Source organism: Chryseobacterium paridis (assembly GCF_016595215.1).
GTDB lineage: Bacteria > Bacteroidota > Bacteroidia > Flavobacteriales > Weeksellaceae > Chryseobacterium > Chryseobacterium paridis.
In genome coordinates this window covers 82,572-105,915 of the sequence record NZ_JAENHK010000010.1, presented here as the reverse complement: position 1 = coordinate 105,915, position 23,344 = coordinate 82,572, and the positions used below count along the sequence as shown (strand labels likewise).

Annotated in this window: 20 protein-coding genes and 1 tRNA gene; 10 read left to right on the top strand and 11 right to left on the bottom strand. The window is 29.2% G+C overall.

From position 1 onward, the window contains the following. Positions 1-2: 2 nt before the first annotated feature. From JHL15_RS10325 to JHL15_RS10315, 3 genes are read left to right on the top strand one after another with little or no spacing between them, the layout of a single operon-like run. Positions 3-428 (top strand): DoxX family protein, encoded by a 426-nt coding sequence (locus JHL15_RS10325; protein WP_200245564.1) that lies wholly within the window; start codon positions 3-5, stop codon positions 426-428. Between the two features lie 54 nt (positions 429-482). Beyond that, positions 483-932 (top strand): SRPBCC family protein, encoded by a 450-nt coding sequence (locus JHL15_RS10320; protein WP_200245563.1) that lies wholly within the window; start codon positions 483-485, stop codon positions 930-932. A gap of 9 nt (positions 933-941) precedes the next feature. After that, positions 942-1,352: a VOC family protein gene (locus tag JHL15_RS10315; RefSeq protein WP_200245561.1), complete on the top strand. Its 411-nt coding sequence runs from the start codon at positions 942-944 to the stop codon at positions 1,350-1,352. A 387-nt stretch (positions 1,353-1,739) separates the two neighbouring features. On the opposite strand, the gene JHL15_RS10310 is transcribed toward JHL15_RS10315, so the two are convergent. The 4 genes from JHL15_RS10310 to JHL15_RS10295 are packed head-to-tail and all read right to left on the bottom strand — an operon-like array spanning position 1,740 to position 7,154. Further along, the gene (locus JHL15_RS10310; protein ID WP_200245559.1) at positions 1,740-2,585 is read right to left on the bottom strand and encodes a thiopeptide-type bacteriocin biosynthesis protein; all 846 of its coding nucleotides are present in this window, start codon (positions 2,583-2,585) and stop codon (positions 1,740-1,742) included. Positions 2,586-2,587: 2 nt separating this feature from the next. Continuing rightward, on the bottom strand, positions 2,588-4,798 hold the full coding sequence (locus JHL15_RS10305) for a lantibiotic dehydratase family protein (RefSeq protein WP_200245558.1): 2,211 nt from the start codon (positions 4,796-4,798) through the stop codon (positions 2,588-2,590). A gap of 7 nt (positions 4,799-4,805) precedes the next feature. Beyond that, complete coding sequence (locus JHL15_RS10300) at positions 4,806-6,971, bottom strand: prolyl oligopeptidase family serine peptidase (protein WP_200245556.1); 2,166 nt, start codon at positions 6,969-6,971, stop codon at positions 4,806-4,808. Positions 6,972-6,974: 3 nt separating this feature from the next. Further along, entirely contained in the window at positions 6,975-7,154 is a 180-nt protein-coding gene (locus tag JHL15_RS10295; protein WP_200245554.1) for a hypothetical protein, read from the bottom strand. A 202-nt stretch (positions 7,155-7,356) separates the two neighbouring features. Here JHL15_RS10295 and JHL15_RS10290 point away from each other — a divergent pair, with 202 nt between their 5' ends. From JHL15_RS10290 to JHL15_RS10260, 7 genes are all read left to right on the top strand, one after another. Further along, the gene (locus tag JHL15_RS10290) at positions 7,357-9,057 is read left to right on the top strand and encodes a helix-turn-helix domain-containing protein (protein ID WP_200245553.1); all 1,701 of its coding nucleotides are present in this window, start codon (positions 7,357-7,359) and stop codon (positions 9,055-9,057) included. Between the two features lie 208 nt (positions 9,058-9,265). After that, on the top strand, positions 9,266-9,487 hold the full coding sequence (locus JHL15_RS10285) for a bacteriocin-like protein (protein WP_200245550.1): 222 nt from the start codon (positions 9,266-9,268) through the stop codon (positions 9,485-9,487). Positions 9,488-9,519: 32 nt separating this feature from the next. Further along, positions 9,520-9,756 carry a bacteriocin-like protein gene (locus tag JHL15_RS10280; protein WP_200245548.1) on the top strand — a complete coding sequence of 79 codons (237 nt, stop codon included), beginning with the start codon at positions 9,520-9,522 and terminating at the stop codon, positions 9,754-9,756. Positions 9,757-9,807: 51 nt separating this feature from the next. After that, positions 9,808-10,920, top strand: coding sequence for an AhpC/TSA family protein (locus JHL15_RS10275; protein ID WP_200245546.1), 1,113 nt, complete (start codon positions 9,808-9,810; stop codon positions 10,918-10,920). A gap of 47 nt (positions 10,921-10,967) precedes the next feature. After that, a complete protein-coding gene (locus JHL15_RS10270; RefSeq protein WP_200245544.1) occupies positions 10,968-12,485 on the top strand; it encodes a vitamin K epoxide reductase family protein in 1,518 nt (505 codons plus the stop codon). 53 nt (positions 12,486-12,538) lie between these two features. Further along, the gene (locus tag JHL15_RS10265; RefSeq protein WP_200245542.1) at positions 12,539-14,737 is read left to right on the top strand and encodes a peptidase domain-containing ABC transporter; all 2,199 of its coding nucleotides are present in this window, start codon (positions 12,539-12,541) and stop codon (positions 14,735-14,737) included. Positions 14,738-14,761: 24 nt separating this feature from the next. Beyond that, complete coding sequence (locus JHL15_RS10260) at positions 14,762-16,063, top strand: HlyD family secretion protein (protein WP_200245540.1); 1,302 nt, start codon at positions 14,762-14,764, stop codon at positions 16,061-16,063. Between the two features lie 19 nt (positions 16,064-16,082). On the opposite strand, the gene JHL15_RS10255 is transcribed toward JHL15_RS10260, so the two are convergent. From JHL15_RS10255 to JHL15_RS10225, 7 genes are all read right to left on the bottom strand, one after another. Further along, complete coding sequence (locus tag JHL15_RS10255) at positions 16,083-17,531, bottom strand: lipopolysaccharide biosynthesis protein (protein WP_200245537.1); 1,449 nt, start codon at positions 17,529-17,531, stop codon at positions 16,083-16,085. Between the two features lie 627 nt (positions 17,532-18,158). Next, positions 18,159-18,243 (bottom strand) — tRNA-Ser (locus JHL15_RS10250). 93 nt (positions 18,244-18,336) lie between these two features. Further along, a complete protein-coding gene (locus JHL15_RS10245; protein WP_200245535.1) occupies positions 18,337-19,395 on the bottom strand; it encodes a 3-oxoacyl-ACP synthase III family protein in 1,059 nt (352 codons plus the stop codon). A 408-nt stretch (positions 19,396-19,803) separates the two neighbouring features. Next, positions 19,804-20,412 (bottom strand): hypothetical protein, encoded by a 609-nt coding sequence (locus tag JHL15_RS10240; RefSeq protein ID WP_200245533.1) that lies wholly within the window; start codon positions 20,410-20,412, stop codon positions 19,804-19,806. A gap of 353 nt (positions 20,413-20,765) precedes the next feature. After that, a complete protein-coding gene (locus tag JHL15_RS10235) occupies positions 20,766-21,293 on the bottom strand; it encodes a hypothetical protein (RefSeq protein ID WP_200245531.1) in 528 nt (175 codons plus the stop codon). A 228-nt stretch (positions 21,294-21,521) separates the two neighbouring features. After that, positions 21,522-22,190, bottom strand: a complete 669-nt coding sequence (locus tag JHL15_RS10230) for a hypothetical protein (RefSeq protein WP_200245529.1) — start codon at positions 22,188-22,190, stop codon at positions 21,522-21,524. Between the two features lie 378 nt (positions 22,191-22,568). Continuing rightward, positions 22,569-23,135 carry a hypothetical protein gene (locus tag JHL15_RS10225; RefSeq protein ID WP_200245527.1) on the bottom strand — a complete coding sequence of 189 codons (567 nt, stop codon included), beginning with the start codon at positions 23,133-23,135 and terminating at the stop codon, positions 22,569-22,571. Between the last annotated feature and the right edge of the window lie 209 nt (positions 23,136-23,344).

Below are 23,344 nucleotides of genomic sequence, written 5' to 3'. Positions count from 1 at the left end.
TCATGAAAAAGAATAAAATAATCTTCTGGGCAGCTACCATTGTACTGATCCTGTGGGAAGGCGCTATGCCAGCTGCAACATTATTGTTTGCAAGAGAATATGTAAATGCTGGAACAAAAGCCCTGGGATATCCAGACTATTTTGCTTACGCATTAATTATCTGTAAGGTATTAGGAATTGTGGCCATATCATTTAATCAAATACCGGATAAAATAAAAGAATGGGCCTATGCAGGCCTGGCTTTTAACCTGATATTTGCATTGATAAGCCATGCATGTGTTGACGGGAATGTAGGATATATGCTTATGCCACTTATATTTTTAGTAGTGCTGGCAATTTCTTATCGCTTCCGGAAATGGAATGTCCGAAAAGAAAACTTAAAGGCTTCCGGGGCTACTTCCTATGATAAAATATCCTCAGTACAATAGCCTTCGGATAATTTTAAAAAATTAAATATATTCAAACATCTAAAATCAAAAAAAATGACAAACAACAGCGTTTCATTACACAGAATAATCACAGCTGCTCCGGAAAAAGTTTTTCGCGCATTTGCGAATGCGACAGCTTATGCCTCATGGATTCCACCCTATGGATTTATATGTACTGTACAGCAGGCAGATTTTAAAGAAGGTGGACAGTTTAAAATGACTTTTATTAATTTCAGTACCGGTAACGGACATTCCTTTGGTGGTACCTATACTGAAATCAGAGAAGGGCAGTTTCTTAAATATATTGAGAAGTTTGATAATCCAGATTTGAAGGGCGAAATGACTACTACAGTCTCATTCAACAAAGTATCGTGCGGAACAGAAATCAGAATTGAACAAACCGGTATTCCTGAACAGATACCTGCAGAAATGTGCTATCTGGGCTGGCAGGAATCTCTGGAGAAATTAAAAAGACTTGTAGAGCCTGAAATTCCGGATGCTTAATGTAACCATATGCTTACACAACAAAATAAATCTGCAAAATTCGGAGTATTCATAACCCTGGCAGGGAATTGTAAAGAAGCACTTACTTTTTACCAATCATGCTTTGGAGGTGAACTTTTTCTTGAAATATTGGAAATGCCTCTCAATCCATATTCCATTAAACCAGTGATTAGTGGTTCTCTGATCTCTGAACGTATCGTTCTTTATGGTTCCGACCTTGTTCATGATGAAGGATATCAAATGGGTAACCACCTTGCAATTTATTTTCCCTGCCGGAATACCTCGGAACGGTTTAGTCTCATAAAGCAGCTTGTCGGAGATATAGAAGATTTTCCTATGGAGATGAAAAAGCAAAGGCTCATCGAAATAACAGATCTTTTTGGGGTTCGTTGGATATTGGGGGTGAGTCCCGAAAAGTAAAAATAGTTAAGGATAAAATCCAACAAATCCAGATGGAACAGATAACGTCAACGCTTTAAACTAAAGTTTTTAACAAACATATTAGGGCAAAAGCCTTCAATAAAAATAAAAACCTACAATTTCAGTAGGTTTTTATTTAATATCTGCGGAGAGTGAGGTAAAATAACCTTCTCTTTATTAGGAGAAATCATTAAAAGACTAAGAACTGGCTTAAACTTAAGTCATGATGATGTTGCTTTTAAATAGTAATAGAATTATTAAAGCCATTATAAGTGATATTGAGAATAGTAAGCGAAACTTTTCTTTTACCCCATTACCAGATTTAGCGAAAGGTTTAGGAAAGCATCTAAGGGAATTATTAGCTTTTTAATTTATTTAATAAAGTAATCAATGTTTATTATTGTATAGCTTTGTTTTATAATATCTTGCTAAATAGTCATAAATAACCATCTCAAATAATCTTTGATTAGATATAAAAAGCCTGTTGATATTCATATGAAATATACTTTGAAAAAAACTTTGTATTGATATTCCTAAAGATTGAGTTTCATGATGCTTAATAATGTTCTGCAATGCGAGATAACTTTCTTTAATATTGGAAATCACTGAATTCCTCTCTTCTAAAAATTCTTCTGATTGAAGAAAATCTAAATATTTTGGTTGAAACTCTCGATATTTTTTGTCTAATTGAGAATTTAATTTTTTATCCGCATTAAATTCTCGTTTAAAGGCTGTATTAAAATCTTTGATCCAAACCAGCTTTTCCTTAAGTGATAAATTCAGGTTATTTAAAATCTCATCAATATAAAAAAGAGAAATGATAATTTTTTCCTCATCATTATAATGGAGGCATTGTAAAGTAAATTCACTATTTTTTTGGAATAAAGTTTCTGCATCTCCGATGGTGCCTTCTCCATATCTCTCAATTTCTCTATTATAAGTGTCAATTTGGATATTTAAAATCTCACCACTATGTATGTGTTTATTTAAAACTGCATTAATGTTGTAAATAACGGTATGAAAAAAATGAACTTCATTTAATTGAAACCTTATTCTAATATGAGATCTCGGAACATTGTATCTGATAAAAAACCATTTTGAAGTAATGTTCTCATCTTGAAAACTTTTAATTAATGGCTTAAGTAGATTTAAAATTACATCCGAAATTATGATTCCTGTAGAAATTTTTAAATATACCCATTCACTTCCAAAAATAAATTTCCTTTTTACCATTCTTATTCAATTTTATACATTGGAAAAATAAATTCGTGTCTAAAATTATCATTTTCATCATATAAAAATTCTTCAATTAATATTGATTTTTCATTATTAATAGTTTGCATAAAAAGTCGAGCCATATGATAATTTTCTAAATTCAATGCTAAGGTTTTATCAGACTTAACTAACTGAATCCATTTAGGAATTTTTTTTTCATTTCTCCACATTTTTAATTTTGAAATTAATTGATCTGCATCATTCTTTATTTTAAATAGGAAAGAAACATCACTAATTGTAATCTTCCATTGCGCTTTACATAAAATAATATTTTTATATTCTACCCTTGGTAAAAAAAAATAAAGCTGATTCAAACCTCCCCAATCAAAAGTCAATCCAGATTTTATATCTTGAGAATTTATATCAGATAAAAAATGATAGATAGGTAAAGAATTGGAATAATAATTATGCGCGTTTGTTAATTTTGGTTTTACTTCTTTATTAAGTGTTTTAGATCGTAATATAATCCTGTCATCCTTTATAGAAATGTAAAGATCTTCTAATAATATTTGATTTTCCGGAGGTAAAGTAGATTTTGCCAAATACGGAATTTCATATGTTCTTAAAATAGGTCTTCTAATTATATTTCCTATTCTAGCATCTGGTAAATGTATAACTTCAGCTAATATAACATCGTTTTCAAATTTTTCCTCTTTTTTAGAAATAGTTTTTGCAATATCTTTGATTTTTGATTTTTCTGAACAAAATCTTCCAATTAGATTTGCGGCACTACTTCCGTTAACGCCGTATAAAATCATTTTTTCAAATCCATTTTCTGAAATTAGCTCTCCCATAAAAGAAATTGTGTAAGGAGTTGTAACCCAATTTTCTTCAATATCAGCAAAATCTTCATCAGAAAGAGTAACTATAAAATTCCCCTTGTGTAGGGCTTCTTGAAGTTTTTTATTAAGAATGATTTGAATTGGGGTTAATTTGATTATTGTCTCTTCATTCTTAACTTCTTTTATTTCCAAATCATCCAAGTAAGAATGCATACCTTTTGCCTCAATATCTTGTCGATAACCAATCCCAATCTCTGTATCTAAAACATAAGATAATGGAAGCTCTTCATTTTCAAATGTCTCTTTGAAAGCCCTCTTAAACCTCTCCAAATGTGTTTCTTTATTTGCGGTTGAGATTTTATTGAGAAAACTAATGCCACTCTTAATTTGTTTTATCCAATGATTAGATAATTTATACTGATTATTAAAATAAAGATCGGACTGAAATAGATATTTCCTTTCATACTGTACTTTAAATGATTTAAGAAGTTCTTCAATTTCAAAATATTTTTCGATTAAATTACCTACTTTTTGATCCAGCTCCAAAAGTTTGCTACGCACTAAAACTAAAGTTGATGCTTCTTCCTTTTTTTCTTCAATTTTGGACAAGATTTTAATTATATTTTCAAAAAAATCATCTCCTGAAACATTTGGCTCAAGTTCACTTACTAAAACTTTATTTAGTATTAGCTCTTGAATAAACTCATGTGCTTCCTCCTTTGTTATTTCATCATTAATAAGAATTTCTGAAAGTTGGGAAATATTTCCTCCTTTTCTGGAAAAATGTAAAACAAGTTTTAATTCATCTGTTAATGTTGCGGTCGAAATAATATAATTTCTTTTATCATTTTTAATTTCATACTCCACATATCTAATTTTGTCTCCAACTATATAAATACTATTATTGGGATAAAATAATAGTTGATCTTTAACACTAAGTTCAGTTTCAATATTCTTTGATAAAGTTGTTAAAAAATGCATATCTAATTTTGTATCTCTACTAATTGCATTTTCTATAAAGTTGTTTTGTTTAATGGCGGAATTACATTCGATATTCTCTTTATCAAATTGTCCTAAACCTACACCTGAAAATAATCCAAATGGTGTACAACGTGTACTCATTCGAATATAATATTTTAAAAGTGAGTCTTTAAGTTTTTGACTATCCTTATCTTGTAATTCTTTATTTGAAAGCCATTTAATTAATATTAAATATAAATCAGGTGAGGCCAAATAAATTGCTTCCTGAAAAACCGGATTAATACAGATTTCTTTTAGTTCATTATCCAAAAATCCTTCACTTCCATATTTTGTTAGAAAGTTTTTATTTGAGAACAATGGAGTTCGAACAATAAAATTGTCAAAAAATTTATATGGAAAACGTGGCATTGATTTTCTATTTAGGTTGGTAGCCCGGAATACCTAATTGCCAAGCAGCAAATGCAAAAATATCCGATAGATTAGAATGTGCGTGAATAATTGCAGTATTATTTCCATGCCCACCTTCAAAATCAACTTGTAACAAAATAGGATTTTTTGATTCATCATCTTTTATTAGTTTTGCTGCAAATTTCGCTGGTTCCCATACAGCTACACGCTCATCATTGATACCACCAGTTATTAATGTAGAAGGATACTTTATTCCCTTTTTAATATGTAAATATGCATCCATCTCAAGCAAATCTTTAAATTCAGCGGGATCTTTAACTGATCCGAATTCCTCAATATTACTATTAGGTGCTATTTCGTCACGAACTGCATTTACCATTCCTACTTCTAAAATAACAGCTTTAAATAGATCGGGTCTTTCTGTCATTGCTCTTCCAACAGTAATTCCACCTGCGCTGGCTCCCCAAATTGCTATTTTCTCTTTTGATGAGTATTTTTCTTTTATCAAATATTCAGTGCAATCAATTAAATCCTTCCATGAGTTAGGTTTGGTATTTTTATGCCCCCCTAAACGCCATTTTTCGCCTTTCTCTCCACCACCTCTTACATGAGCAACAGCGAATATTCCTCCTTCTCCCGCCCATAAAAGATAAATTCGAGCAAAGAAAGGACTTCTTGATATTCCATAAGCACCATAAGCATCAATTAGTAACGGAGCTTTTCCATCTTTCTTTAAATTTTTATTGTAAATAAGAGAAATCGGAATTTCCTCACCATCTCTTGATTTTACCACTTGCTCCTCAACGACAATATCCTTAAACTCAGGATAATCAATTGAAGGAACTAAGTTCTCCGTTTTGAAAGTATTATTTTTTATATTATATTTAAAGCGTTGCTTGTCATTTGCCCATCCGGAGCATGTAATCCAGATATCTGAAGATTTTTCATCTTTAACTTGCATTTCAATATCCCCTGAAGAATATGGAAGGAGTATTTGCTGATCCTTACCATCTTTATAAAAATATAATTTAGATTCCACACCATTCTTTGTTGTTGTATAATATATACCGTCTGTTGTTACCTTAAAGCTTTTTATAACTTCATCTTTTCTTTCCGGAATAAGAATTTCTGGAGTTTTAAAGTTTGGCTTTTTAACATCCGTCTTACAAAGTTTGTAATTTGGTGAATCATATTTTGATAAAAACAAAGCACTTTGATCTAATAGTTGTAAAGAACGAACTTTATCATCCTTTCCATAAAATTGTTTCCAATTTTTTTTTCCTGCCAATAAATCTTCTTTTGGAATTATGTAGGTCTTTCGATATTCATCATAATCGAGAATCATTCCGATATAATATTGGTCATTATAATCTAAAATGATTGGATATTTTGAATCACTAATATGTAATTCAGGGTTATTTTTTGTCGAAAATATATCTTTTCGATTTTTTGGATCTGTCCCAATTTTATATAGAATAGTCTCTGTATTCTTATTATATATTTTAGATTTTGTATCCATTTCAGGATAATATACATAAAGAAAGGCATTATTATCATCTAGCCATTGAACTCCACCTACATTTGACGGTTGTATATTAGTAATAATTTCTGGTAAAGTAGTTTTGTCATTTACGTTAAGGATAACCATCTCAGACATTTCTTTACCGTTTTCAGACATGGCAATAGCAATTCTACTTCCATCTTTACTAGGACTAATATAATTGATTACAAATTCATGGTTATTACTTGTACTATAGGTTGATATAAAGCTAGATGGAGAGTAAAGTAGTTGTTCTTTCCCTTGAAATCCGTCTCTAAAATATAATTTTGCTATCTTTTCGGTAGCATTTTTTTTTAAATAAAAATATTTATCATTACCAGTAATTTTAAGATCAGATATAGAATATCCTTGTCTCTTATCAAATTCAAGCCTTTTTTTCAAATAATAAGCTCTTTTAGGGAGTTGGTTAAGAATAGAATTAGTATAATCTGTTTGGGATTTCATCCAAGCCATTGTTGTTTCATCCTTTAAATTTTCTAAATTTCTATAAGGATCTATAATCTTAATTCCATGATAGACATCAGTAACTGATAATGTTGGAGCTAGATTTGTTTTCTGACCGTAAATAGAAAATAACCAAAAACTGATAATGATAAATATTACTTTTTTCATTTTTTATCCTCTGATACTATTACCATCCTTAACTGGCGGCTTACTTGGTTCGTCATCATTATCAATGTTTTCCCAAGCGTTTAGATTTCCTAAGCCTCCAAAAACTTTGTTTAAATTATTGATTTTTGTAACTTGTAGTTTGTCCAAAGATAACTTCTTTTTTTCTTGAATTTTCTTTTTCATTATTTATAATAATTAAATTAATTGTGGGACAAAGAAAAAGATTTCTAATAATTTAACAAAAAAACACATCCCTGAATTTATAAATCCTGTGTTAAAAACAGGGGTAATAAATTAAAAATCAGATATATATTTTTTTGTTAAAAAAATATAAAAAATTTTTTTTTAACTAGAAAACCATATTTTTGCATCGAATTATATGGTGATGAAAATTTTATTTTCTTTAGTATTGCTATTTAGCAATCTAATTTTTGCTCAAAAAGGTATTAATCGTTTACAAGAATTCAATTATGAACAATTGAAAAAAAAATTCTTTGATAATTATGATCAAGATAAAACGACTGAATCGATAGTTATTGCTAAATATTACCTACAAAAAGCTAAGCAAGAAAACAATAAAGATCACATTGCTGAAGGTTACATTCTTATGCATATCAATGTAAGTTTTCAAGATGCTTTAAAGTATTTAGATAGTCTATCTATCATTACAAAAAACTCGAAAGGTAATGTGTTTCCAGCAAAACTTTATTTATTAAAAGGTAATGTTTATTATAAATATGATAATCTTAAAAGTGCCCTAGATAATTATATTTTGGGATTAAAGTATGCTAAGTTACAAAATAACAAAGACCAGATAGCGTACGCTGATATGAACATTGCTTATTTAAATACTTATATAGGAAAAAATAAAGATGCTATAAAAATATTTAGACATTACCTTTATAACACCAATTATTTATCAGAATTTGATTATCAACAATTACACATAAGTCTTACCAATAGTTATATTGAACTATCTGAAATTGACTCTGCAAATATTTTGATTAAAGAAGGATTAAAGGAAGCAATTGTAAATAAAAATAAATATAGTCAAAGCCAATATCTCTACCTTTCCGGCAACTATAACATAAAAATCAAAAATTATAAAAGAGCTGTTGAAGATTTGAAAATAGCTGAAAGCTATTTTTCAAGTATTCATGATATCAATGTAAATTCGGTTCTCTATAGCTTAGGTAAAGCATATGATGGACTAAATCAAAAAGATAAGACCATACAAAATTTTACAAAATTAGATTCACTTGTAGTAAAAACGAACAATACTTTTCCTGAGCTTAAAGAAGTTTACACTTACCTTATTGATTACTTTAAGAAAAAAAATAATACAGAAAAACAATTATATTATATAGATAGATTTTTGAAAGTTAATCAAAAGCTTGATGAACAATTTAAATATTTATCTGTGGAACTTCCTAAAAAGTATGACGCTCCAAATTTACTTCAGGAAAAACAAAATATTATTGATGGTTTAAAAAGAAAAAAGATTTTCTCATATACTGGACTTATTGCACTGACATTATTACTTATAATATTATCCTTTTTGTTTTATAAATCTAAAAAAGCAGAAAAAAAACATAAAAAAATTGCACAAAACCTTATTTATTCTATCGAAAATCGTCCAAGGGAACAAAAAAACAATGAGAAAGAATCTATCTTAGAAGAAATAGTAGAAATTGAATTAGAAGAAAAGATTGTAAAAAATATATCTGATAATGTTAAACTAATTATAATTAAAGAATTAGAAAACTTTGAAAACAAAAAATTATTTCTTAAAAAGGGCATAACGTTATCTTCTCTTGCTAAATCGATCAATACCAATACTACCTATTTATCTGATATAATTAATAATACTAAAGCGAAGAATTTTACAACTTATATTAATGATCTACGAATTGATTACGCATTGGAACGCTTAGTTGAAGACAAAAAATTCAGATCTTACAAACTTCCTATTATTGCTGAAGAGCTTGGATATAACAATGTACAGGCATTTTCTGTTGTTTTTAAAAAGAAAACAGGAACAACACCATCAATATATATAAAAGAAATCGAAATTTCACTTCAATAAAAATCTCTTTACACAAATTCATATAAATAATTAGATTGCAACTAATTACAACTATAAGGATTTATAAATTCATGGGAATGAATTTATAAATCCTTATACCATTATTTTTTTTCATAATAAATTCTAATCTATGTTTGTCCAACCAAATTTGGAAAGACAGCGGAATCCGAAAAGCTAAAAGAGTAGGAAAATTATTTAAATTTTTATTATGAAAAATCTTAAAAAATTATCAAGAGAAGATTTGAGAAATTTAGGAGGAGGTCGTAGAGCCTGCTCTGTTGCGATACAAGGCAGCGATGGAAAATGGACAACTCGCACAGGCTCTTGTGTAGAACCATCCCTTAGCAATATGTTTAACGGGTATTGTGAAACCGGTTTAGGGCAAGTTGATATAACTTCAAATGGTGGAGTTTCTCACTGTAATGATTAGTAAATCTATAACAATAATTTAAAAAAAATATTATGAATAATTTAAAAAAATTATCACGAGAAGACCTAAGAAATTTAGGCGGTGGGAGAAGAGCTTGTTCAATTGCAATTCAAGGAAGTGACGGAACTTGGGTAACAAGAACTGGCTCATGTATGACATTAACAGCTGAATCACCATCAGGATTGCAAGTCTCTACAAGCTATTGCGAAACTGGGTTAGGAATGATTAATGTAACTTCAAACGGAGGCGATTCTCGTTGTAATTCATAACAAAATAAAAGAGGAGAAGACTAAGGTCTCTCCTCTTATTAAAACCTAATTATGAAATTTTTTTTCTTGTTTGCAATTATATTAAGTTTTGCAATTTATTCATGTTCTAAGAAGAAAGAACAGCATGCAACTATTATAGAAGGTTATATTTCAAATTTACCAGATGGAGTTTTATATGTTTATGAAGATGATTCTTCAAATAGAATAGATAGTGTAACCACTAAGAATGGTAAATTTCATTTAAACCATAAATGGAACATTAAAAATAATTCCAGCTATTTGGGACTAGATCATAAGGACAAGAATGGAATTACCAGATCTTTCAGTTTTCCAACCCATGCAAATTATAAAGGTGCTCCATGGGAGTCTCAATTTTTTATGTCAGATTCAAGAATTCTAATAAATGGCACGCTAAAAGATTTTAACCCCAAAGGAATGATGTTACAGTCAAAATACAAATTAGTTTCTAGCCCATCAATTATTTCAGGAAAACAAACAGATGCTTTATATAATATTGATACCGATTTATTTGAAGGAAAAACAACCAATGATAAAATAAATTTGATACAAGAAAAGATAAAAAAATACCCTTACTCTTATCATTTATTATTTCAAATAGAAAAAAATAAAAATAACTTTACTCCTGATCAGCTACAAACCTTCCTTCTATCTTTTCAACAAGATGTTATTAATAGTCTTACTTATAAGCAGCTATTAACATATAATAAAAAAATATTTAATCAAGAAAATATAAAATTGCCTTTATTGGTAGATGATAAGGGAAATAAAACAAATATCCTAAACCCTGCATATAAGACACATCTAATAATATTTTGGGCAAGTTGGTGTGGACCTTGTCGAAAAGAAATTCCATTACTGAAAAAAAATTACACCAGAAAAAATCACTCAATAGAATTCATCTCTATCTCTATCGATTCCAACAGAAATTCTTGGTATAAAGCATTAAAAGATGAAAACATGACCTGGAAACAATTAATTATTACTCAGGAAAATGAAAATTCCACATATGAAGATCTACAAATAAAGTTCAAATTAAACAAAGCCATACCCTATACAGTTATGGTTGACAATAAAATGAACATTTTATTTCAATCAACAGGATTGTCGTCTGAAAAAGAAATTGAAAATATGATCCTGAAATAATAAAAAGTATATCTAAAAAATTAATACTTAAAATACATTCGGATTACATGAAAATAGAAAATTTAATAAAAAATTTAAAAATAGACCAACAAGAATTCTTCTTCCAATTCCAATCGCATCCTAATTATCCATCAGCGTTAGCGTTATCTGATACATTAAACTTCATGGGAATCACAAATAATGCTTATCACTTAAATAAGCAATATTGGCATGAGATAAAAGATGAATTCATTATTATATACAAAGATGCTTATTCTCTTATTAAAAAAGAAAAAAATGGCTACCGTATTTATTCTAACGAAATAAAAATAATCCCTGAAAAAGAACTTCACCAAGATTCAGAAGATTTTGTATTGCTTTTTGAAAAAGATGAAATCACAGAAAAGAAACACTTTTTAAATTTTAATAAACTAGTTTATATACTTTTTACTTTATATGCAATTTATTCATTAGTACTTTTTTCATGGGTTGCATCATTATTCAATATCCTTTCTATCATAGGGCTTTATTTATCATACGAAATTTTTAATCAAAAATTTGGACGATCAGCACCGCTAATCAATAATATATGTGGAATTGGTTCTCACTTTAACGAGCAAACCTCTTGTCATAAAGTAATTGATATTGATAGTATTAATTTTTTCGGATTAAAGTTATCTGATTTTAGTTTAATTTATTTCGTAAGTATTTCTATTCTAGGTCTTTTTAATACTAATATTAGTGCAATTGTTGGAGTTTTAACTCTAATGGCAATACCTTTCCTGTTTTATTCAATTTATATTCAATCTTTTGTAGTGAAAACTTTCTGCAGAGTTTGTTTATTAATAATTTCAATTTTAGGATGTCAAATCTTTATTAGTATCTCTTTTTTTATTGATCAAGAAATTTATTGGTTGGGAGTCGGTTTGATTCTATTGATTTTTGCAACTACATCAATTTTAATTTGGGGAATTAACAGTACTCTCAATACTTTCAAAGAAATAAAAAATAGCAATATCAAGAATTTAAAATTTAAAAGAAATTATAAATTTTTCAAAAGCGAACTTTTAGAAAGTGATAAAATATTATTTGATAATAATCCATACTTTTTACTTGGTAACAAAAATGCTAATCTAAATATTTCAATAATATCCAATCCATACTGTAGTTTTTGTATGGATGCACATTTAATTCTGGAAAAAATTCTAAATAAATATCCTAACGATATTTCTGTACAAATCAGATTTAATTATTCGAAAGATCAATCTACTGAATACACCAACTTATTGAGCACTTTTATTCAAAGTTATAAGTTTAGCTCAGAAGCTATTTTCTTATTAGAGCTAAAGAAATGGTTTCTTACAAAAGATTTAACTAAACTCACCCCAATAAATAAAACTATTAGTTTTAAAGAAGAGTTAAATGATTTGCATGAAATCAGTTTAGAGAATGGTCGGCACTCATTAAATTTCACTCCATTCTTTATTATAAATGGTCATTTATTTCCCGATAAATATGATAGAGAAGAAATTTTCTATTTCATCGACGAAATGTTGGAAGATTTAGATTTTATAAAATCAAAATAAATTAAAAACCTATTCTTTTCAACATAAAGTTACTTCTATTATAAACTTTACAGATGAACAAAAAAAAATTCCCCTTTTATATCCAACCAGATTCAAAAGATTGCGGACCCACTTGTTTGAGAATCATTAGCAAGTATTATGGCAAAAATATTTCACTGCAACAAATACGCAATCTTTCAGAAACCACTCGCAATGGTAGTAGTCTGTTAAGTTTAAGTGATGCCGCAGAAGATTTAGGATTTAGATCTCTAGGAGTTCAGGTAAGTTTTGAATCACTTGTAAAAGAGATTCAACTTCCATGCATTGTTCACTGGAACAAAAATCATTTTGTTGTTGTTTATAAAATTGATAAAAATAATATTGTTTATATATCTGATCCCAGTTATGGATTAATTAATTATAATCGTGATGAATTCATAAAACAATGGATCGGAGTAAACTCTAATGAAAAAACAGAAGATGGTATTGTCCTTATGTTAGAAACAACACCTTCGTTTTTTCAAGATGAGTTTGATGACACTGACAACAAAGCCAGTTTTAAGTTTTTGTCAAAATATCTATTAAAATATAAGTCACTTATTATACAACTTGCAGTTGGACTTATTGCCGGAAGCTTACTATCTGTAATTTTCCCATTCCTAACTCAAAGTATTGTCGACGTCGGAATTCAAAATCAGGATCTTAATTTTATTTATGTAGTTCTTCTTGCTCAGGTCATGCTTTTCTTGGGGAGAATGGGAATTGATATTATTCGCAGTTGGATTTTACTTCATCTCTCATCAAGAATTAATATTTCCATTATTTCTGATTTTTTTATCAAATTAATGAAACTACCTATTAATTTCTTTGATACAAGAATGACCGGAGATATCATGCAGAGAATAAATGACCATCACAGAATTGAGCAACTCCTCACTAATTCATCACTTAATACCTTATTTTCTCTCATTAACCTAGTTATTTTCAGTATAATACTATTATTTTATGATTATAGGCTTTTTATCGTTTACATTGTGGGTGCTGGATCATATATTGGCTGGATTCTATTTTTCTTAGGAAAGAGAAAAGAACTTGACTATAAGAGGTTCTCACAGGTTTCTCAGGAACAAAGCAAGGTAATGGAACTAATTAACGGAATGCAGGAAATCAAAATGCACAACGCCGAAAAACAAAAGCGTTGGGATTGGGAATTTTTACAGGTTAAATTATTTAAAATCAGAATAAAATCTCTCTCTCTTGAGCAATGGCAGTCTGTCGGAGGGAATTTTATTAACCAAATAAAAGATATCTTAGTAAGTTTTCTTTCTGCAAAATTGGTTCTTGATGGAAATTTGACTTTAGGAATGATGCTATCCGTTCAATACATTATCGGTCAATTAAACAGTCCTTTACTACAGTTAATTGATTTTATCAAACAAACTCAAGATGCCAAGATTTCTCTTGAAAGATTACGTGAAATTCATGATAAAGACGATGAAGAAAGCAAAGACGAGCAATATGTTCACGATCTTCCGCAAAAGGATATTGAAATTGAAAATATGTCTTTTCGATATATTGGCTCAGACCTGCATATTTTTGAAAATCTAAATTTAATCATTCCTTATCAAAAAACAACAGCCATTGTTGGAACCAGCGGAAGCGGAAAAACAACACTTTTAAAACTTTTAATGAAATTTTATGAGCCAACAGAAGGTGAAATTAAAATAGGAAATACAAAACTGAAGAATATTTCGCCAAGATATTGGAGAGATCATTGCGGTGTTGTGATGCAGGAAGGCTATGTTTTCAATGATACTATTTCTAATAATATTGCTATCGGAGAAGATCATGTTAATAAAGAAAAACTGAGAAAGTCCGTTGAAATAGCCAATATCAAAGAATTTATTGAGGAATTACCATTAAGTTACAACACTAAAATCGGAAACGAAGGTTTAGGAATAAGCGGTGGTCAAAAACAAAGATTATTCATTGCAAGAGCAGTTTACAAATCTCCGGATTATATTTTCTTTGATGAAGCAACTTCTGCATTAGATGCCAACAACGAAAAAGTAATCATGGAAAATCTTGAACAGTTTTTCAAAGGTAAAACAGCCATTATTATTGCACACAGACTTTCTACCGTAAAACATGCTGATAAAATTATCGTTCTTCATAAAGGAAAAGTAGTAGAAGAAGGAAATCATGGAGAATTGGTTGCTTTAAAAGGCGAATATTACAGATTAGTGAAAAATCAACTGGAACTTGGAAATTAATTAAAGTATAACATAAAGTATAACATGGCAGAAAAAGAAATCTTAGATAATATTGAACTACGCTCAGAAAGCGTTCAGGATATTCTGACCCAACCGCCTCATTGGATGATCCGTTGGGGAAACAGCATTATATTTATCATTCTTTTACTTATTTTATTAATGAGTTATATTATAAAATATCCGGAATTTATTCCTGCTCCTGTTGTAGTGACTTCACAAAATCCACCCGAAAAACTGGAAGCCAGAACCAATTCTAAAATCGAAAAAATATTCATTAAAGATCATCAACAGGTTCATAAAAATGAAGTTCTGATGGTGATGCAGTCCAGTGGAAACTATAGAGATGTTTTAGAGCTAAAAAAATTGGTTGACTCATTATCTCCAAGTCAATTACCATTTTTTCCTGTTCAAGAAGTTTCTCATTTTAAATTAGGAGAATTACAAGGTGATTACAATAGTTTTGCAAAGGCATTTCAGGATGAAGCTTTATTTACAAGACTTCAGCCGTATGCTCCAGAAAATTTAGCAGCTAGCCAAAGTCTTTCTGAATACAGAATAAGAACGGCTACTCTAAAGCAACAAAAAAGTCTGGAACAGGCAAAATACGATCTTACAAAGAAAAATTATCAACGCTCTCAGGAATTATTCAATCAAGGGGTAATTGCTTCGATGGAATTGGAAAATGAAAAAATAAAATATCTTCAGGCTCAACAGAATCTTGAAAACATTACGATTTCTCTTTCTCAACTTGAAGAAGGAATTTCGAATTTAAATAAAACCAGAAGCGGAACCGCGATCAATACTGAAAAAGATAAGATCACCTACTCTTCTCAGACGCTACAGTTGTTTGAACAGCTAAGAAAATCTTTGAAACAATGGGAACAAAATTATCTTATCATTTCCAATACGGAAGGGATTGCGAGTTTTCAGCAGTTTTTTGGCGAAAATCAGTTCGTAAAAACTGGGGATATCATTTTATCTATTCTTCCTAAAAACACGGAAAAATTGATTGGAAAAATGTCTGTACCGGCAACCAATTCGGGGAAGATCATGGCTGGCGAAAAAGTTTTAATTAAATTAGATAATTATCGTTTCCAGGAATACGGTATTGTAGAAGGTAAAGTTCAAAATATTTCGCTTTCTCCAGATAAAGACGGAAAGTATTATGTAGACATAGTTCTTCTGAAAGGCTTAAAAACTTCTTATAATAAAAACCTTACTTTCGATAAAGAATTAAAAGGTAGTGCCGAAATTGTTACACAGGATTTAAGACTGATTGAAAGATTCTTCTACCAAATCAGAAAATTATTAGGATATCAATTATAAATAATTATGAAAATTGAATTTACAATTTTACTTTAACTAGTTTTTTATAAATCTTTCTCTCTATAAAAATAAAAATCAAGTATATAAAAAACAAAATATTTCCAAACAAACTATTATCTATAAAATAATAAGAAAAACAAGAAAATAATATTCCTATAGAAACGTAAAGAATACATGTTTTTACCTTATATGGTATCGGATAATATTTTTGTCCTAAATAATAGGAAGTGATCATCATTATAAAATAAGCAATAAGTGTTGCCCAAGCACTTGCCCAATAACTGTACAAAGGAATAAAGAAATAATTAATTATTACCGTAAAAACTGCACCCATTAGCGATATATATGCACCAAATCTGGTCTTATCTGAAAGTTTATACCAAATTGAGAGGTTTAAATATATTCCTAGAAATATCCCTGCAATCAAAACAATTGGCACTATGGGTAAACCAATATAAAATGCTGAATTCCTAATATATAGTTCAGAGATCCAATTAAGGTTGGCACACAACCCAACGCATATTACACAATTAATTATAATAAACCAAGTCATTAACTCAGAATATATTTTAGGTGAATTTTCTTTTTTGGAGTTTGCAAAGAAAAAAGGCTCGACACCTAATAAATATGCTTGCCTAAATAAAACAATAAATGTAGCTAATTTACAAACAGTTCCATATATTGCCATTTGAGCTAAGTTTTCACCATTTGGAAGAAGATATTTTAAAAATTGCCTATCCATTGTCTCGTTAATTACACCCGATAAACCAGCAATCATTATTGGCCAAGAATAGGACAACATTTCCTTCCATAATTTAATATCAAATTCAATTATGGAAATATTTTTAAATTCCTTTAATAACAATATTAAAGAAAGCATACTTGCTATAAGGTTAGCAATAAAAACATATCCAATTCCAAATTTGGGATTATATTCTAAACCCATTATCCCACTTGAAAACTTTGGAAGTACTACAATAAAAAAAATTACAAATATGAAATTTATAAAAGCATTAATGGTTTTAATTATTGCATATTTTTTAGATTTACCATCACTTCTGAGAATAACAAAAGGCATTGCGCAAACTCCATCTATTGTTAATACTATTAACATTATCACTAAAAGCCCAACTTGAGTAGGTGTTTTAAATGCATCTGCCAACCATTGCCGAAAAAATAATGTTATGATCAAAAAAAATATTGATATTCCAATTACACTTAGGGAAGATGTAGATATCAATTTTTTCGAACTAATATTTTTATGAGCAAAACGAAAAAATGAGGTTTCCATTCCGTGCGTTAATAAAACTATAATTATCCCTGCCGCAGAATAAAAATCAACAAATGGAGCAATTGCATTTGGACCGAATCTTTGTGAGATAAAGGGGGCTATAACAAATGGAAACAACTTAACAATAACTGTACTAAAACCGTACATCGCAGTTTGATAAAATAGTTTTTTTAACACTTTAGCAATAGTAAATTGAAATTAAATTAAAAATGAGAATTCAAAATTAGCGTAATTATTGGAAAGTAGTAGTAATTAGTTTACCAAAAAGCCTTAACATTTATAAGATTCAATTTTCTAATCCATCTTAATCATTCAATATTTGGGATTATCCTAATATTTAAAAAAAGATGTGAGAAAAAATTCTACTTTGTTTGGCAATGAAACTAAAATCGGATATTGTAGACATGATTTAAGTCCATAAACTCACTTTAGGAGGTCTGTCAAAAGTTGCAAATTCAAAGAATTTTAATCCATTTAAATAAAAATTGAGCCGATAACTTTGTTCTATTAACATAATTCAACATTTTAATGATTAAATGTCAAACTAAAAATTACTCGAATCAAAATATTAAAACCTACAACACTTTCGTTACAAATCAGTTAAATGCATTTTTATGACTTTTTAAATTTGTTTCTGTGGGAATTTTTAACCTATTTAAAAATTCCCACAGAATTGACACAAACTTTTGGAGCATTTTTCAAAATTACAGCAATCAACATAAACAAAAAATCCTGTAAATCATTGATTTTGCAGGATTTATTTATTTTTAAAAGCTTTTTGAAAACTTTCGTTTTCACATTTTGCGGAGAGTGAGGGATTCGAACCCCCGGACCTGTTACAGTCAACAGTTTTCAAGACTGCCGCAATCGACCACTCTGCCAACTCTCCTTAAACTCCGGTCACACCGTCGTTTTCAGTGGTGCAAATATAGAGAGTTTTTTATTTCTGACAAAATATTTTTGTCAGTCTATGTATAAAAATTTAAAATTTATATACAAATGCGTTAATATTCATCCCGGCGCCTACCGACGCAAATAAAACAACATCACCTTCATTGATATCATGAGAATCCAGTTCATCATTTAATATCATAGCAAGTAATGATGGAATTGTTGCAACGCTGCTGTTTCCTAGCTTTTTAATAACCATCGGCATCACATCTTCCGGCATGGGGCTATCATACAACTGATAAAATCTTTTTACAATAGCTTCATCCATTTTTTCATTAGCCTGATGAATAATGATCTTATTCAACTCGGTGATTTGATAGCCACTGTCATCAAGGCATTTCTTCATGGCATCAGGTACATTGGAAAGCGCAAATTCATAAATTTTACGTCCATCCATCTTGATATATTTCGTATCCGGACATCTCTCATTGTTGTATGATTTTCCGAAAAACAGATAATCTTTTTCATTCAATGTAAAAGAGGCTGAAACATGAGATTTTATTCCTTTGTCTTCATCAGAAATTTCCAAAATAGCAGCTCCTGCCCCATCTGCATAGATCATGCTATCTCTGTCATGAATATCGGACACTCTGGAAAGCGTTTCTGCTCCAATAACCAGACATCTTTTAGCCATACCTGACTTAATAAATGCATTAGCCTGAATAACACCTTCGATCCAGCCGGGACATCCGAATAATACATCATAAGCGACACAATAATTATTTTTGATCTTTAGTAAATGCTTGACTCTTGAAGCAAGACTGGGAACCATATCAGACTGAACAGTCCCAAAACGTACATCGCCAAAGTTATGGGCAAATACGATATAATCTATCGTTTCACGGTCAATTCCAGCATTTTCTATGGCTGCTTCTGCAGCGATAAAACCAAGATCAGAAGTAACCTGATCATGTCGTGCATATCTTCTCTCTTCAATACCTGTAATGTCTTTTAGCTTACTAGCAATAATAGCATTACTTTCTTTTAATGACTCGCCGCTTTTGTTTATAAAATTGTGTTTATCAAAGAATAAATTGGTAATGGTTTCTGGGGGAATGTAGTTTCCTACACCAATGATTTTACTTGTCATTTAAAGGTTACAATATTTCATATTTCAATTCATTTTAATACAAAAAATTAAAATGGTTAGACAAATATAACGACTATTGTCAATAAATAGTGTTCAGCAAAAAGAATTATTCAATCCTACTTCTGTTTTCACAGGTGGAATAGGTATAGAATTCATATAAAAAGCATTCTATAGCCAGCTACAGGCATTTTATGAATAAGTATGTTTTGCATTTTAATTTCCACCATTTCTGTTAAAATATTTTAAGAAATGATTTATAAAAAAAAGACTGTCTCAAAATGTAATGCTCTACTCTGAGAATCTCCTAAATGACAAAAGTGGTTAGATGGAATCAGAGAGAGGGACTTTTGAGACAGCCTCATTTAATCATTATTTTTTCAAGCTAATGCTAATTATAAAAAAGCAATTTTATGAAAGATAACAATCACTGGTCTTATAATATATCCCCTTTGATTCATATTCAAGCACACCCGTTTTTCTATTAATTTTTACATAGAATGCTTCACGACTAACCGGGCAATTTTCAAATTTTGCTAGATATAGATAAATAAAATCTTTATCTATCTTGAAAGATCCTCCAATCGGATTTTTGTAATCAAACAATAAATTATAAGTTCTAGCGAGAAGTAATGCTTCAGGTAAATTGTCAACATATCCTATAAAATCTTTCAATTCTCTTTCACTCGTAAAATATTTCGGTTTTTTATTTTGATATGCCGTTATATAAGTGAAACACCAACCAGGCAAGCATTCTCTAAAAAATCCTTTTTCAGATGAATGAGTTTTCACATACTTTATATTCTTTACTTCTTTATTTTCATAAATCAACTTTTCTTCCAGGGTATCATCTTTACGCATAACCTTCCAATATTCATATTTTTGATTTGGAATTATAAACTTATATAAATCATTTCTAGATCTTAAAGTATCTGGAATCTTTATATAATCACTAGGGACAATTATTTGACTAAATATTAAATTAGAAAATAAAATAGAAAACATTAACATTATCTTCATTGAAGTTTTTTTATGGTATTGAAATAAAATAAGCCTCGTTTTTTTATTAATATTAATAAAAATACTAGTAGCCGTCACGTGTAAGATTATCAAAAAATTTGCAGTTCATAATAAAAAATTCATTGTATAATTATTTTAGATTTAAGAACTCTAAGTAACCTGTTATATTCCACTTCAAACAGCGAAAGAGCCCCCCTCTGATAAGAAGGATAAATTAAAACTTCCGATTTCTAATGCATACATAGTCTCATCTTACAGCATGCCATCTGTTCAGTAAAACATAATTACAGGTTCAATGATCTTTTTATTATATGAAAGTATTCTCTAAATAAGCTACATTGCAGAATTATATTTTATTTCTTTAGAATAAGTTCTAATTTACCTTTTAGTTTTCCATCATAAATTTTATACCCCTGATTTAATAAGCTATCTACATATTTTTTGCAACCATAATAATAAGGTGAATTTGTTGTATGGGTAGTCTCAAAATCTATCTCATATTTTTTGCTATCATCAAATTCATAGAATCCTCTAATTACGTTAATATGCAAAACAGATTTTACTGTTTGGTGCTTTGGAATTAATAAGATATTTCTTTTACATTCTTCGTTGTTCCAATCCATAGGATTTGAAGAAAATTCTGGTTTAATAGGTAATAGTCTTTCTTTATTTACATAGATATTGGAGGTACCCAGAAATCCACTAATATTTAGTAAATAATTATTATCCGTATTATTTGTAATAATAAAGTTATTAGGGTATCCGTAGAATAACGTTTCTACTTCAGTACTAATTTTAAGGCAATCTTTATTACTAATTTTAACTTGAGAAGTAAAAAATATAAATGATAGTAAAAAAAATATAATAACGACTTTAAGCATATTTTTTATTAATTAATATCTATACGTTGTTAGATTTCATTTGATTAAAACAAAAGCTAAATAAAAAACAAAATGGGAATAAAATAATTTTCTTCATAATTCTGTAATTGACGTTTCATTAATTTAAAAAAAAGAGCGAATGTTTGTGCATGTATATCTCTTTTCTATTAGAAAAAAGATTTTTGAGACAAATACAGCCCATTGATAGCTTTCGGTATATACAAATTACTAATCAATTTTAACTGCGTTATTATCTTCAACTATTTTTCCTGTTTTTTCATCATACTTAAGTCCTTTGGGAAGTTTTGGAGGAGTGGCTAATTCGTTAGAAAAAAAAGTGTGTATATCTATTTTTGTTCTTGGAATATCTATTTTATTAAGAATTATTGTATTCTTTTTAGCTAAGGAATCTAGAAACTGTTTAGGATAGAAAACATCATTGAAGAAAACAGTACCTTTAAGATAATAATCTGTCTTTTCCAGTGGTCTAAGTGGTTTTGTAGGAGCACTAAATGTTTTTAACTTTAAAACTTTCGTGCATGCAGGAGGAATGACAATTTTGCTTTTCGTGTTTTGCAAAAAGTAAAAAGTTTGCTTATAATCAATATTATATTTTTTTTGGGTTCTATCCATTAATACTTTACTAAAATCATTGTTATAATTATACTCATCATATTCTCTTGCGAAATTATCATAGCCAATAATCCTTTCATTATTCCATAGCTCGAATCTCACATATAAAGAATTTTCATAAATCACAATTTTTTTGTCTGTTGTGTTGTGAACCTTCACCATTAGGTAACCTTGCGGATTATTAATACTTACAATCTGTATTTTCTGAGCTTTATATGTTAAAACCAATAATATAATACAAAAAAAAGAAAAAAATGTTTTCATTATCTAAAACCGTTAATCAATGAATTAAAGTAGTAAGTTGGATAGTATCGATTAAAAGCTGGTGAGAATTTTAAATTTGCACCTGTCATATAATCCGATTGTAGATGGGCAAAAAATTCTGAAGCGGTTGTAGCCATTTTATGAAAGATAGCAATCACTGGTCTTATAATATATCCCCTTTGATTCATATTCCAGCACACCCGTTTTTCTATTAATTTTCACATAAAATGCTTCACGACTAACCGGGATTTCCGTAAAAAATGCCCCTAAAAAGGTCTAACTTTTTTGGGGCAGTCTATAACATTTTTAAATTGTTGTTATGCTTTATTTGCATAAAGGCAAGTTACTAATACATATCTTCTCAATATGATATTTTTTTTAACCAATCATTATTCTTTGCTTTTTTAAATATTTCCATTTTTTCTCTCTATTTTCAAAGAAATAAACATCCACAGTTGTTCCTTTAGAGTTTGCCGCCCTTTTTTCTATTATTATAAAAGCTTTTTGTTTATTCTTATCTATGTAAAGATTGCTAAAACTTACTTCTATTACTTTTCTATTATAAAGCCCTTTTTTAGGTTTTGTTAGAACAATATCATATCCATTAATTTGATTAATTGGTAGGACATCTATTTTAAATTCTGTAAACCGATTTTGATTAATATTAAGCCTATCATTCTTTATTTCAACTAGACATGGTACACACTCATTAAGTGTAAAATCATCATAGCTAACTGAATCTTCAACTTCCACAGTATTATTTCGCCTTTCATTATTAGATAAAATATTATCTGTTAAAGCGTAATATCTATCAATGGAATCTAGGATAATTGGTAAGTTTTGATGAATTATTTCTTGCCCTATTGATTCTGATGTTTCTTTTTTACTGCAATATGAGAATTGCAGTAAAAAAATGAAGTAAACTAAAAATTTAAATATTTTCATAAAAGTTTTTATAGATTTAAAATTTCCAACCATATTGATAGGATAAATTAATTGTAGCTTGGTTTGTACCTGAAACTACCCCCAAAATATCTCATCTCCCAATAATCACCATAGCCAATTAGTCCTCATTTATTAGTAGGAGGATCACTAGATAATAATGATCTACCCGATTGAAATCCAAATTGGATCCTTCCTCGTGATTTAAGCCA